We start from the raw sequence: 13044 nt of genomic DNA on the forward strand, positions 1-13044 counted from the left end.
GGGTACCTCTTCCTGTCGCGATTCGTGCTGACACCTCAAATCCTGCTGCCGGCGGCGCCCCGGAACATCTGCCACCTGGCTGATATCCGTGCCCGCCTGGCTGATCGGCATGTCGTACGAAAGGACGAATATCCACAGCCGACCGGCGCTGACGAGGTCGATCGGCTGGAGAGGAACTAGGCTGCGGTGCTGTGTCCGGTCATGCTGTGCCCAACAACGACGTGTCCCCCGAACCGTTCGAGCGCGCCGTCGCCTGTGTGATCCCGGCGAAGGACGAGGCCGACCGGATCGCGGCGACCGTCGACGCGGTGCACAAGATCATCGGGGTCGATCTGGTCGTGGTCGTCGACGACGGCTCCACGGACGGTACGGCGGAAGCCGCCGAGCGCGCCGGTGCCGTCGTGGTCCGGCACGAGCGCAACCGGGGCAAGGCCGCCGCGATGGAGACCGGCGCGGCCGCCGTCGCCGAGCGCGACGGAGCCCGTGCGCGGCACCTGCTGTTCCTGGACGCCGACCTGACCGACACCGCCTCCGGCGCGGGTCCGCTGATCGAGCCTGTGCAGACCGGCCGCGCGGACATGACCATCGGGACGCTGCCCGCTCAGGTGCGCGCAGACGGGTCCAAGGCCGGCGGCCACGGCTTCGTCGTACGGCTCTCGCGGGCCGGGATCGAGGAGGCGACCGGCTGGGCGCCGGAGCAGCCGTTGTCCGGGCAGCGCTGCCTGACCCGGGCCGCGTTCGACTCCGCCGTACCGCTGGCCGCCGGGTTCGGGGTCGAGACCGCGCTGACGATCGATCTCGGCCGGAAGGGTTTCCGCATCCTCGAGGTGCCGATCGATGTCCGCCACCGGGCGACCGGGACTGATCTGCGTGGTCAGCTGCACCGCGCGAAGCAGTACCTGCACGTCCGGCGGGCGCTCGCCGCACGCAGTGCGCTCCCCGCGGACGGTGGTGGCCCGTCGCTCCGCAGTCTCTTCCCGCGGAAGTCCGCGCAATGAGCACTGATCTCCAGCTCGGACAGAAGCACGGTCGCCGGGCCGTCGCGCTCTACCTGGTGAGCACGGCGCTGATCGTCGCGGTCGGCCTGCTCGGACCGTCCGTGGTCGTGCTGACCCTGACCGGCCGGCACCCGTGGCTCCCGTCGTACTGGTTCGACGCGCACGCCAACGACTGGCTCGTGTCGGTGATGATCTACGTCGCGATTGCGCTCGGCGGGTACGGCGTTTTCCTTGCCACCAAGGCGCTTCGGCACGGCTGGGCGCCGCGCGTCGACCGATTGATTGCCTTAGGCATCGGTACGACCGCGGCCATCACGTTGGTCCCGCCGATGGCTTCCGGCGACGTGCTGATCTACGCGGCGTACGGGCGGATCATGGCGCTCGGCGGCGACCCGTACACGGCCTCGCCGGCGGACACGATCCGGCTCGGGTACGACCCGGTCATCGCCGCGACCGAGCGGCCGTGGCAGGGCGCGCGCAGCGTGTACGGGCCGATCGCGACCTGGATCCAGTGGCTCTCGTCGGTGATCGGCGGCAACTCCGCGCAGCTCACCGTGTGGATGCTGCAGCTGTCGATCGCGATCAGCCTGATCGTCACCGGTCTGCTGCTGGTCAAGCTGGTCGGCAAGGACCTGCCGGCCCGCCGGCGCGTGATCATGCTCGGCCTCGCGAACCCGCTGATCCTCTGGTCGGTGCTGGCCGGCGCCCACAACGACGCGATCGCGGTGATGTTCGCGGTGATCGCACTGGTGGCGTTCCGGCGGCATGTGTTCCTGGCGGGCATCCTGATCGGCGTCGCAGGCTGCACCAAGCTCTCGATCGGCCTGGTCGGCGTGGCGATGCTGTGGGCGCTGCGTGCCGATCGGCGGAAGGCCGCGTTCTTCTGCGGCGGCGGTGCGATCGCGATGGGCGGTCTGTACGCGATCGTCGGCCTGCAGGCGTTCCAGCAGGCGCGGTCGCAGACGTCGTTCATCTCGACCGGTACGCCGCACAAGGTGCTGCTGAGCTTCTTCACGCTGTTCCTGCCGAACGGACTGGTCCGGACGTTCCTGGCGATCCTCGCGTGGGTCGGCCTGATCGTGGTCGCGATCCTGCTCTCGCAGGTGTTCCCGAAGTCGCTCGTGCCGCAGACGCATCCCGACGACCCGACGCCGGCCGCGATCCGGTACACCGCGATCTACGCGATCGCCTGGGTCCTGACCGCGATGTACTCACTGCCCTGGTACGACGTGATCGCCTGGGTCGCCCTCGCCGCGGTCGCCGCCTCGAAGGTCGACGGCCTGATGGTCGTCCGTACGACGATGCTCGCGATCGCGTACGTACCCGGCCGCGACCCGAACGCGCGCCAGGTCGCGGCGAGCCTGTCCGACTCGCTGGAGTTCTTCAGCGCACGACTGCGGGACACCCTCTGCCCAGCGGTCGAGCTGGCGGTGCTGATCGGGTTGATCGTCTGGGCGCGGCGCAGCGGTGCGCAATGGTGGCCGTACGACTGGCCGCGCCGTAAGCAGAAGGCTGTCCCGCAGAAGGCCGAAGCGGTTTAACCCCAGAGGTCGTGACCGGCCGCGACCGCCTTCGCGAGGATGGACTTCACCGGCTTCTTCAGAGCGGACGCCGCCGCGGCCACATCGTCGTACTCCGGCTGGACGTTGACGACCTGGCCGCCGTACCGCGCGATCTTGACGTGGATCCGCTGACCCTCGACGTCGACCGTGGCGAACTCCCGATCCGCGGCGTGCTTGCGGATACCGAACTCGCGCAGACCGATCGCGGAGGTCTCGGACAGGATCACGGCCCGGACCATCTCGGCGTTGGCGCTGCCGACGAGCACGGAGAGGGTGTGCGCCGGGCGGCCCTTCTTCATCAGGATCGGGGTCAGCCACGCGTCGGCGGCGCCGGCCTCCATCAGCCGCGCCAGGACCTGAGGCCAGATCCGCGGGTCGAGGTCGTCGACGTTCGTCTCGTAGACGAGCTCGGTCGCCGAACTCTCGGTCGATTCGCCGAGCACGACGCGCAGAATGTTCGGCACCTCGACCGGGTCGCGGCCGCCGGCGCCCACGCCGGTCTGCTGGATCCGCATCGGCGGGAGCGTCCCGTACTCGTCCGCCAGGCTGGCCAGCAGAGCCGCGCCGGTCGGCGTCGTCATCTCGTACGGCGCTGCGCCGCCGGTGACCGGTGCTTGTGCCTCGGACAGGATCGCGAGGACCGCCGGACCGGGAATCGGGATCCCGCCGTGCTGGCCGCGAACCTGTCCGCCACCACCCAGCACGACCGTCGACACCACAATGCGGTCGATATCCAGCGAGACGGAGGCTGCCGCCACGCCGACGATGTCCGCGATCGCGTCCAGCGCGCCGACCTCGTGGAAGTGCACAGTGTCCGGCTCGACGCCGTGAGCTGCAGCCTCAGCCCTCGCGAGCCGCGCGAAGGTGTCGAGAGCCCGCCGCCGCACCGCATCGTTCAGCGTTGCCTCCTCGAGCAGACGCCGAACGTCCGCCCACGCCCGCGTGGGGCCGGAGTGCACATGGTCCGCCCTATGCCCGTCGTCGTGCCCATGCCCGTGGCCGTGACCCGCCGCGTCGGCGTGCTCGTGCTCGGCTGCTTCGTCAGCGGCGTGAGTGTGGCCGTGGCCTGCTGCGTGGCCGTGGCCGGCGTCTGGGGTGTTCTCCGGGTGGGGCTCGCCGTTGACCTCGACCGTGGCCTTGGTCGCGGCGATCTGGTGGCGGGCGGTCTGGGCGACCGTGACCGAGAGGGACGGATCCACGGCGGCCACTGCGGTGTTGATGGCCGCCACGTCGGCCCCGGCGGCGATGAACGCGCCCAGGAGCATGTCCCCGGAGGCCCCGGCGGAGCAGTCGAGCCAAGCGATGCGCATCAGGCTTCCTTTGTCTCGCGCGGAACGGACTGCCGGGCCACTCTCGCGGCGAACACTCCGGCCCCGAACCCGTTGTCGATGTTCACGACCGATACCCCAGGTGCGCACGAGTTCAGCATGCCGAGCAACGCAGCCAGTCCGCCGAACGAGGCGCCGTACCCGACGGACGTCGGCACGGCCACCAGCGGTACGCCGACCAGCCCGCCGACCACGCTCGGCAGCGCACCCTCCATGCCGGCCACGACGATCAAGCAGTCCGCAGCATCGAGCCGCTCCCGGACGCCGAGCACCCGGTGCAGACCGGCCACGCCGACGTCCGTGATCACGTCCACGTCCGCCCCGAACACGCGGGCAGTCGTCGCCGCCTCGGCCGCCACGGGGGCGTCCGACGTACCAGCAGCGACCACGGCGACGGTTCCGCGCAGTACGCCGGGCTCGCCGAGGACCGCCGTACGCCCGACCGGATCAACAACTGCGTCCGGCAGCGCGGCGATCACCGCCTCCTGCGCCTCTTCGGTCAGCCGGGTCGCGAGAACGGCGTGGCCGGGGTGCGTGGCGTGCAGTGTGCGCAGCAGTTCCACCACCTGAGACGGCGTCTTACCGGCTCCGTAAACGACTTCGGCGTCGCCGGTGCGCTCCAACCGGTCGGTGTCGAGGCGGGCATATCCGAGGTCGTGGACGCCCGGTTGTGGGCCCTGATCAGGCAAATGTGTCACGTCGCGAATCTACGTTGCCCCGGCCCGAGGTATCGCATCCGTCTCGGTCCGCACACGCTGTGCGATCGCCTGAATACTCAGGCATAACACCGGATGCCTTAGGCTCTCGTGCGTGTCTTCGACGTTAGCCGGTGCCTTCGGGGTCGCTGCCCTGTTCGTGGCGGTGCTTGCCCTGGTCTTCGCAATCCAGGCCCTCCGGGCCCGGACCGTCACGTCGGACAAGTCCACACCCGCAGCCCTCCCGGAGCCGGAACCGCAGGCCGAACCCGAGCCCAAACCCGGCACGGTGAAGTCCGAACTGCGCAAACTCGGCAAGGAGCTGGCTGTCACCCGCGGCGAACTGAAGGAGACGCTGCAGCACCTCGCCGTGGTCAGGTACGACGCGTTCGGCGAGACCGGCGGGAAGTTGTCCTGGTCGATGGCAATCCTGGACAACAACGGCGACGGAGTCGTGCTGACCTCGATCAACAGCCGGGCCGATGCACGGACGTACGCGAAGGAGATCAAGTCCTTCGCCAGCGAATCCAAACTCTCCCCGGAAGAGGAAGAAGCAATCGACACCCTCCGCAAGGAAGCGGGACCGACGGTCGACTGACATCCCGACAGGAGGTGTCCTCGAATTCGTGGTTCGTGCTCGCGATGCTGAGCGTGGCGATCGTCCGGCCCACCCGACACCTCCTGTCGAGTTGCCGCTCACCGGCGCTTGGGTACCCGAGCAGTCAGCGCCCCAGGTTCGATCTCGCACGAGAGGAACTGGCCCGGGCCGATCGGGTCGCCATCCAACTGCCGCTGGACGTCCACAGCGGCGTGGATCTCCACCTTTCGGCCGGTGAAGCGCTCGAGGTACATGTCGGTGCGGTTGGTGCGAGTCAGCAGACGCCACAGGACGATCGGCCACTGCGTCACCCGGCGCGGGGCGATCACGACCACGTCCAGCAACCCGTCGTCGGGCCGTGCGTCCGGCAGCAGCGGGATGTTTGCCTGCAGCATCCCGACGTTCCCGACGACGACCGTCCGTACCCGGCGGTCGATCGGTTCTGCGTCGTCCAGGGAGAGTGTCACTCGCACCGAAGGGTGGTTGATGTTCTTCGCGGCCGACACCAGGTACGCAGTCCACCCGATCTGCTTCTTCAGGTGTGGTGGGGCGTCCGAGATGATCGCGGCGTCCAGCCCGAGGCCGGCCATCACCGCGAAGTGGTCCGTGTCCAGCTGATCGCCGTGCACCCGGACCAGGTCGATGCGGCGGTCCCGGCCTTCGAGGATCCGTTCCAGGGCATCGTCGAGGTCGAGCGGGATGTGCAGGTTGCGGGCCAGGAGGTTGCCGGTGCCGGCGGGGATCACGCCGACCGGGATCCCGGTGTGCGCGAGCGTCGAGCAGACCACGCGGACCGTGCCGTCGCCGCCCGCGACCAGCACCAGATCCGACTCGTACTCGATCGCCTGCTTCGCCATCGCGTTCCCCGCGTCGTCCTCGCGGGTCTCCAGCCACAGCGGCTCGTCGTACCCGCGGATCTCGAGGGCCCGGGTGACCTTCCGGCGGAACGCCACCCCGTCGCCGACCTTGATCGGGTTGACGATCACGGCCGCCCGCGGCGGGGCCGCCGTACCGTCACCGTCTGACGGGGTACGTCGGCGTCGGCGGCGCAGCCCGGGCCGGAGACCGAAACCGATCGAGGTCGCGGTCAGGATCGCCAGCCCGAGCGCCCAGCCCCCGAGTACGTCGGAGACGTAGTTCACGTTCAGCGCGATCCGGTCGGCGGAGGCGATCCACACCACCCCGATCACCGGCAGCAGCACCAGCAGCCGGAACCGCCGCCGCCAGCCGCGAACGGACGGCAGTACGACGCCGAGCGCGCCCGCCATCACGAACGCGGCCGTCGCGTGGCCGGAGACGTACGACCAGCCGTCGGCGTCGACCAGCGCCTGGGCCGGATGCGCTCTGGTGAAGATGTACTGGACCGCCTCGACCAGGCCGAGCTCCGCGCCGGCGCTGACCAGCAGCCAGATCGTGAGCAGCCGTGCCCGACGGTGCCAGAGGTAGACGGCGACGACCAGGATCACAGCGCGCGAGGTCCATGGCAGGACCACCGCACCGATGACCTGCCAGAAGTCGACCAGATTCGGGCGGACCGCGCCGTAAGCGGCGGCCCGGGCTGCCACGGACTGGTCCCAGCGTGCCAGCGGCGGCCAGTGCCCGAAGACCAGCAGCGTGATCACCGTGAACGGGAGCGCACCCAGTACGACCGTGAGCGCACGGCCTACCTGACTGGGTGGGTGGTGGTTCATCGCCCGCTCAGATCCCCCTCTGTGGTCACCTGACGCCACCCCATCATCCCGAATAGACTTCGCCGGTTCTGACACGCCCCGATACCCTCAGGGTGTGATTGACGCGAAACTGCTCCGTGAGAACCCCGATGTCGTCCGCGCGGCCCTGACCAAGCGCGGTGAGAGTACGGACCTGGTCGACCAGATTCTGGTCGCCGACAGTGAGCGTCGATCGTCCATCTCCGCCTTCGAGGCGCTCCGGGCCGAGCAGAAGACGCTCGGCAAGCAGGTCGCCCAGGCCAAGGGTGACGAGCGCACCGCGCTGCTGGCGCGCACCAAGACCGTGGCCGCGGACGTGAAGGCCAACGAGGCTGCCGCCAAGGAGGCCGAGCAGCGCTTCGACGAGCTCGCCAAGGCGCTGCCGAACCTGGTCTCCGACGAGGCCCCGGTCGGCGGCGAGGACGACTTCGTCGTGGTCGAGGAGGTCGGCAAGCCGCGCGACTTCGCCGCCGAGGGCTTCGAGCCCCGCGACCACCTCGAGCTGGGCGAGCTGCTCGACGCGATCGACATGGAGCGCGGCGCCAAGATCAGCGGCTCGCGGTTCTACTTCCTCAAGGGCGCCGGCATGCTGCTGCAGCTCGGCATGCTCCAGCTGGCGATCCAGCAGGCGGTGGAGAACGGCTTCACCCCGATGATCACGCCGACGCTGGTCAAGCCCGAGGTGATGGGCGGCACCGGGTACCTGTCCGCGCACGACGACGTCTACCGGCTCGAGGACCCCGAGCTGTACCTGACCGGTACGTCGGAGGTCGCGCTGGCCGGCTACCACATGGACGAGATCCTCGACCTGTCGAACGGCCCGATCCGGTACGCCGGCTGGTCGTCCTGCTACCGCAAGGAAGCCGGGTCGCACGGGAAGGACACCCGCGGGATCATCCGCGTCCACCAGTTCGACAAGGTCGAGATGTTCTCCTACTGCAGGCTCGAGGATGCCGCCGACGAGCACCTGCGGCTGCTGGCCTGGGAGAAGGAGATGCTCGACAAGATGGAGCTGAGCTACCGGGTGATCGACACCGCGACCGGTGACCTCGGCGTCTCGGCGTACCGGAAGTTCGACTGCGAGGCGTGGGTGCCGACCCAGGGGCGGTACCGCGAGCTGACCTCGACGTCGAACTGCACGGACTTCCAGGCGCGCCGGCTGAACATCCGGTACCGCGACGCCGACGGCAAGACGCAGCCGGTCGCGACGCTGAACGGGACGCTGGCCACCACGCGCTGGATCGTCGCGATCCTGGAGACCCACCAGCTGAAAGACGGTTCGGTGCGCGTGCCGACCGCCCTGCAGCCGTACGTCGGCGGCCGCGAAGTCCTCGAACCGGTCGGTAAATGAGAGAAAAGCCGACGGCTGTTGCCCTGGACATCGATGGCACGCTGATCGACCACGACGAGGGGATGTCGGCCGCGGTCCTCGACGCGGTACGGCGTACCGCCGCGCAGGTGCCCGTCATCCTGGCCACGGGCCGGGCCTGGTCGACCACCAAACCGGTGGCCGAGCGGCTCGGCCTGCCGGCCGGCGGATTCGTTGTCTGTAGCAACGGTGCCCGGACGATGCGGTTCCCGGACGGCGAGGTCGTCGACGAGCGGACCTTCGACCCGTCGACCGTGATCACATCGGTGCGCAAGTACGCGCCGAAAGCACGGATGGCGGTCGAGGAGTCCGACGGCACCTATCTGGTGACCGCGCCTTTCCCGGACGGCGATCTCGGTCGGGACGCCAGGATTCGCGTGGTCGGCGACGACGAGCTCGCGCCCCAGCCGGTGACCCGGTTGATCATCCGCGACCCGGACCAGTCGGAGAGCGACTTCGTTCACCTGGCGGAACGCCTCGGGCTGCACGGCGTGAGTTACTTCGTCGGCTGGACCGCCTGGCTCGACATCGCGCCGGAGGGCGTCGACAAGTCGACCGGGCTGAAGGTCGCGCTCGCGCAGTACGACCTGGAGCCGTCCGGTCTGCTCGCGATAGGTGACGGACGCAACGACATCGAGATGCTGACCTACGCCGGTCTCGGTATCGCCATGGGCTCGGCTCCTGACGAGGTGAAGGCATCCGCCGACGAGGTGACCAAGTCTGTCCAGGACGACGGCGTCGCCACGATACTCAACCGCTGGTTCTGAGGCCAACCTTTTCGGCCAGGATCGAAAGGGTTGACACGACCAACCTTGCTGTCGGCAACCGAAAGGCCCGGAACCCCTGTTTTCACAGGAGTTCCGGGCCTCGTCTTTCCGATAGTCCGCTGGCGGGCCGAGTATCGGATCAAGCGACCCGGCTGCTGCCCGTCCGGCGTGGCTGGCACTGCTGGTGGTCGACGACGGTGTCGAACGCGTCCAGCACCGCGCTGACCTCGGGCCGCGGCCGCGGCGTCTTGGCTGCCGGGCTCTGCCCACGCCGCGCGCGGCGCAGGTGACGCTTCACCGTCGACAGCGAGCAGCCCAGCCGCATGGCCAGGGACTCCAGGCTGTCGTTCGGGTACTGCGTGCGCAGCCGGAGGACCTCTTCGTGGCTCACCGGGCGGCGGGTGCCCCGCGCACCGGCGAGCTGGTCGAAGTCGTCGGCCTGCACCTCGACGTCGAGCAGGTTGCGGATCGAACGCCGTTGCACCGCAGTGGTTCCGGCGACGAAGCCGCTGACATCGTGCTCGGCGACGGCGCTGTACAGGCATTCGGTGAACAGCGGGCAGGACGCGCACAACGCCTTTGCCTCGCGGACGAGCTGTTCGTACCGCTCCCGGGTACGCCGGGTTGCGGACGCGGGCGGCGGTTCTTCCATCAGGCGGTGCTGAAAGATGTCGGAACGGGCGATGCAGCCGGTCATTGCCCCCTCCTTGATGGAAGATGTGTCGACAGCCGCTCGGGAGCTACTGCCCCCCGGCCCCGCTAGATTGGCGCTGTTGACGGTCATCAAGGCTCCCCAAGTATCAAGACCCGAGTGAACGAACGATGAACACCGCTCGTCCGCACGGATCCGCTAGCCGATGGACCCGCGTTTTGTTGCCGGCCCACCCTGTCGTCCCTGGCGCGGGACAAACCGATCCATAACTGTTGACGCCACTGCCGAGGATTTGGTTGCAGCCAATTCCACAACAGTTCTTCGACGTTTGTGTGTGCTTCCGGAGGCGGGGCGGCATCAGTCGCGCTGATCCAGAACACGCTTAGGACGCGGCCGAACAGCCGCCGGTTCCCCACCAGACCCAACGCATGAAATCACGCGCCAACCGTGCCGCGCAGGGGAACTAGCTGCCTTTGCAGCATCCTGCCGTAACGGTCTGATGACGTTGTCAAAAGCTCAATCAGATAAGTCAAAAAGGGCTGAAACCGACGTTCAACAGCTTGCGCCCGGGGCGTCGGGAGGAGTAGTGCGACGCCGGCGGCGACGAGGATACGGTGGCCTGGTGACGGCTTCGCAGTACCCCCGCCTGATAGCCACTGATCTCGACGGAACGCTCGTCCGCAGTGACGGAACCGTGTCCGCCCGGACCTTGACAGCAGTGCGTGCCGCGCAGCACGCCGGAAGTGTTTTCGTGATGGTAACCGCGAGGCCACCTCGCTGGCTGCACGACCTGTCCGACCTCGTCGGCGATCACGGCGTCGCAATAGTTGCCAACGGCGCTATTTTGTACGACGTCCTGCATCGTAAGGCGATTCGGACCCGATTGATCGATCCCGCGGTCGCGCTCGAGGTCGCGCACGCGATCCGTACGGCGATCCCGGACGTGCAGTTCGCGATCGAGCGACCGGACCGTTACGGACAGGAACCGGTCTACCTCAATCGCTGGCCCAAACCTGACGACACGTTGGTCGCGGCGGTCGAGGAGCTACTTTCGGAGCCGGCCGCAAAACTGCTCGTCCGGCATCCGAGTCTGCACTCGGACGAGTTGCTGGCCCGCGTGACACCGTTGGTCGGCCAACGAGTGACGGCCAGCCACAGCGGCGGTCACGGGTTGGTGGAGATCTCCGCGACCGGTGTCTCGAAGGCCGCGATGCTCGCCGATTTCGCCGCAGAACAAGGGATCTCGGTTGCTGAGACGATCGCCTTCGGTGATTCCGTCAACGATCTGCCGATGCTCGCCTGGGCGGGTACGTCGTACGGGGTGGCCAACGCGCACCCCGAAGTACTCGCCGTGGTGGACAAAGTGTGTCCGGCAAACGACGAGGACGGCGTCGCCGCCGTCCTCGAGGAGTTGTTACAGCCTTTGAAATAAGGCGCTACAGATACATCCCGCCAGTGCGCGGGTCCTCGGTGTTGCCGGCCTGCGGTGCACCGGGGAAACCGGGGTGCCCCTCGGGCAGCTGCTGGCCGCCGGGGAGCGCGCGGCGCATCTGCTCGAGCTGCTGACGCGCGGCCATCTGCTGCGCGAACAACGCCGTCTGGATGCCGTGGAACAGGCCCTCGAGCCAGCCGACCAGCTGAGCCTGCGCGATCCGAAGCTCGGCGTCGGTCGGGGTGCTGTCGTCGGTGAAGTCGAGGCTGAGTCGCTCGAGCTCCTCGACGAGCTCCGGCGCCAGGCCGCTCTCGAGCTCCTTGATCGACGCTTCGTGGATCGAGCGCAGCCGCGCCCGGGAGGCTTCGTCGAGCGGAGCCGACTTCACCTCTTCCAGCAACTGCCGGATCATGTTGGCGACTCGCATCACCTTGGCGGGCTGCTCGACGAGTTCGGTCACCGAACGCGGTTCGTCGTCGCGGTCGTCGTGATCGTCGTCGGAACGCGGCGGCCCCTCGACGGCCATGCCGTCGGGCCCGACGATCAGCACCTTGCCGTCCTCGGTCCTCGCCCCGGCCATCGGAACTCCCTGGCCCTCGCTGCTGCTCTCGCTCATCTGCCCATCCTAGGCTTCCCCTAGGACGCGCGAGCGCGGTGGCGGCGGACGGCGTCGCGGTTGGCGCAGGTGGGGCTGCAGTAGCGCTGGCGGCCGGTGCGGGACAGATCGGCGTACACGTTGTCGCAGCCGTCGGTGGCGCAGCGGCCGAGTCGGGTGATGCCGCGACCGGCCAGGTGCAGCGCGGTACCGGTGCTGATCAGCGTCGCCACCAGTCGCCCGACCGGCACGTTCTCCGGGCGGTAGTGCATATGCCAGCCGTCGTCGGCGTGGTTGGTGAGCCGCGGATGCTCGGTGTACTTCGCGAGCATCGCGTTCACCAGATCCACGCGCGTCTGCTCGTCCTCTGCATCCACTACCTGGAGCCACTCGTCGATCGCGGTCCGGACTGCTGCCAGATCCGCGGCGGTGACGCGGCGCTCGCGGACGAGCCGGCTCTCGACACCGCTCTCCTCGCATCGCTCGGCCAGCTCCTCCGGCGTCGTCGCCGGCCGTGTGACCAGATTGACCGCCAGCAGGACGGCGTCCGCGCCGTAAGGGTTGAGATGCATAATGCCATTACATCACGATGGAACCATGACTGAAACTCATCGGCATCGCTGGAGCGCAATCTCCGCCCATCAGGTCAGTGAGGGCCTGGTCGTGTACCAGCGGTGTGCTTGCGGACAATGGCGCATCGCGAGCACACCGCCGTACCCCGTTGCGTATCCCGAGGTCGCGGTCAGTCCTTCGCGGTAAGGCGGCGGACGAGGCGGGCCGTGGTCGCGTCGACGTCGTACGGGTGCCCGGTGCCCGGGGTCAGTTGGTCGAGGACCAGGCCGTCGATCGCGAAGTGCAGCAGGCGAATCTCCTCGGCACCGCCCGGCAGGCCCGCATTCGAGTTGAACGCGACGTCCGCGTCGAATCCCTGCCGGATGGTTCGCGACAGGATCTCGTGGAGGCCCGGCCGGCGGGCCGCCTCCAGGCGGAGCTCGAGCAGGGCGAGCGAGAGCTCGGGACGGCCGAGCAGCCGCTCGACGATGTAGCGCACATAGTCGGTCATCAGGTCGACATCCGGCTTGCGTTTGGCGAGCGGCTCCAGGACGGCCGCGTCCGGGGCGAGGCGCTCGAAGATCCGCTCCCCGAGCGCGCCGAGCAACGCGTCACGGGTCTTGAAGTAGTTGGACGCAGTGCCGGCGGGGAGGCCGGCGGCTGCGTCGACGGCGCGATGGGTCAGCCCGCGTGCGCCCGCTTCCGCGAGGACGGCCAGGCCGGCGTCGGCGAGCTGGGTACGGCGTTCCGGATTCCGCGACATGTTGACAGGTTAGCAGGCGTCCAC

The 13044-nt window shown here is 68.7% G+C and carries 13 protein-coding genes; 6 read left to right on the forward strand and 7 right to left on the reverse strand.

Annotated elements, in window-relative coordinates; all coding sequences use genetic code 11:
* Positions 1-191 precede the first annotated feature (191 nt).
* Together OHA10_RS12190 and OHA10_RS12195 are read left to right on the forward strand one after the other, a co-directional pair.
* Positions 192-998 carry a glycosyltransferase family 2 protein gene (locus OHA10_RS12190; protein WP_371406294.1) on the forward strand — a complete coding sequence of 269 codons (807 nt, stop codon included), beginning with the start codon at positions 192-194 and terminating at the stop codon, positions 996-998.
* Positions 995-2539, forward strand: a complete 1545-nt coding sequence (locus OHA10_RS12195) for a DUF2029 domain-containing protein (RefSeq protein WP_371406295.1) — start codon at positions 995-997, stop codon at positions 2537-2539. Before OHA10_RS12190 ends, OHA10_RS12195 begins: the two co-directional genes overlap by 4 nt.
* Here OHA10_RS12195 and larC read toward each other — a convergent pair.
* Positions 2536-3870 (reverse strand): nickel pincer cofactor biosynthesis protein LarC, encoded by a 1335-nt coding sequence (larC, locus tag OHA10_RS12200; protein ID WP_371406296.1) that lies wholly within the window; start codon positions 3868-3870, stop codon positions 2536-2538. The two genes, OHA10_RS12195 and larC, sit on opposite strands and share 4 nt — an antisense overlap.
* Positions 3870-4586 carry a nickel pincer cofactor biosynthesis protein LarB gene (gene larB / locus OHA10_RS12205; protein WP_371406297.1) on the reverse strand — a complete coding sequence of 239 codons (717 nt, stop codon included), beginning with the start codon at positions 4584-4586 and terminating at the stop codon, positions 3870-3872. The genes larC and larB overlap by 1 nt, the downstream gene beginning before the upstream one ends.
* A gap of 112 nt (positions 4587-4698) precedes the next feature.
* Here larB and OHA10_RS12210 point away from each other — a divergent pair, with 112 nt between their 5' ends.
* Complete coding sequence (locus OHA10_RS12210) at positions 4699-5181, forward strand: DUF4446 family protein (protein WP_371406298.1); 483 nt, start codon at positions 4699-4701, stop codon at positions 5179-5181.
* Between the two features lie 98 nt (positions 5182-5279).
* On the opposite strand, the gene OHA10_RS12215 is transcribed toward OHA10_RS12210, so the two are convergent.
* Positions 5280-6872, reverse strand: coding sequence for a diacylglycerol kinase family protein (locus OHA10_RS12215; protein WP_371406299.1), 1593 nt, complete (start codon positions 6870-6872; stop codon positions 5280-5282).
* A gap of 94 nt (positions 6873-6966) precedes the next feature.
* On the opposite strand from OHA10_RS12215, the gene serS reads away from it, so the two are divergent.
* Entirely contained in the window at positions 6967-8241 is a 1275-nt protein-coding gene (serS, locus tag OHA10_RS12220) for a serine--tRNA ligase (RefSeq protein ID WP_371406300.1), read from the forward strand.
* Positions 8238-9026 carry an HAD family hydrolase gene (locus OHA10_RS12225; RefSeq protein ID WP_371406301.1) on the forward strand — a complete coding sequence of 263 codons (789 nt, stop codon included), beginning with the start codon at positions 8238-8240 and terminating at the stop codon, positions 9024-9026. The genes serS and OHA10_RS12225 overlap by 4 nt, the downstream gene beginning before the upstream one ends.
* Positions 9027-9165: 139 nt before the next feature.
* On the opposite strand, the gene OHA10_RS12230 is transcribed toward OHA10_RS12225, so the two are convergent.
* On the reverse strand, positions 9166-9723 hold the full coding sequence (locus OHA10_RS12230) for a WhiB family transcriptional regulator (protein WP_371406302.1): 558 nt from the start codon (positions 9721-9723) through the stop codon (positions 9166-9168).
* Positions 9724-10300: 577 nt separating this feature from the next.
* Between OHA10_RS12230 and OHA10_RS12235 the strand changes: the two genes are divergently transcribed.
* Positions 10301-11110, forward strand: a complete 810-nt coding sequence (locus OHA10_RS12235; RefSeq protein ID WP_371406303.1) for an HAD family hydrolase — start codon at positions 10301-10303, stop codon at positions 11108-11110.
* 4 nt (positions 11111-11114) lie between these two features.
* On the opposite strand, the gene OHA10_RS12240 is transcribed toward OHA10_RS12235, so the two are convergent.
* The 3 genes from OHA10_RS12240 to OHA10_RS12250 form a co-directional block, all read right to left on the reverse strand.
* Entirely contained in the window at positions 11115-11726 is a 612-nt protein-coding gene (locus OHA10_RS12240; protein ID WP_371406304.1) for a bacterial proteasome activator family protein, read from the reverse strand.
* 20 nt (positions 11727-11746) lie between these two features.
* Positions 11747-12277 (reverse strand): CGNR zinc finger domain-containing protein, encoded by a 531-nt coding sequence (locus tag OHA10_RS12245; protein WP_371406305.1) that lies wholly within the window; start codon positions 12275-12277, stop codon positions 11747-11749.
* Between the two features lie 170 nt (positions 12278-12447).
* Complete coding sequence (locus tag OHA10_RS12250) at positions 12448-13020, reverse strand: TetR/AcrR family transcriptional regulator (protein WP_371406306.1); 573 nt, start codon at positions 13018-13020, stop codon at positions 12448-12450.
* Positions 13021-13044 lie beyond the last annotated feature (24 nt).

The organism is Kribbella sp. NBC_00662 (genome assembly GCF_041430295.1).
Lineage (GTDB): Bacteria > Actinomycetota > Actinomycetes > Propionibacteriales > Kribbellaceae > Kribbella.

Coding starts and splice junctions, on each gene's coding strand:
- OHA10_RS12195 (WP_371406295.1), top strand. CDS start 995: ATGAGCACTGATCTCCAGCTCGGACAGAAGCACGGTCGCCGGGCCGTC.
- larC (WP_371406296.1), bottom strand. CDS start 3,870: ATGCGCATCGCTTGGCTCGACTGCTCCGCCGGGGCCTCCGGGGACATG.
- OHA10_RS12215 (WP_371406299.1), bottom strand. CDS start 6,872: ATGAACCACCACCCACCCAGTCAGGTAGGCCGTGCGCTCACGGTCGTA.
- OHA10_RS12225 (WP_371406301.1), top strand. CDS start 8,238: ATGAGAGAAAAGCCGACGGCTGTTGCCCTGGACATCGATGGCACGCTG.
- OHA10_RS12230 (WP_371406302.1), bottom strand. CDS start 9,723: ATGACCGGCTGCATCGCCCGTTCCGACATCTTTCAGCACCGCCTGATG.
- OHA10_RS12240 (WP_371406304.1), bottom strand. CDS start 11,726: ATGAGCGAGAGCAGCAGCGAGGGCCAGGGAGTTCCGATGGCCGGGGCG.
- OHA10_RS12245 (WP_371406305.1), bottom strand. CDS start 12,277: ATGCATCTCAACCCTTACGGCGCGGACGCCGTCCTGCTGGCGGTCAAT.
- OHA10_RS12250 (WP_371406306.1), bottom strand. CDS start 13,020: ATGTCGCGGAATCCGGAACGCCGTACCCAGCTCGCCGACGCCGGCCTG.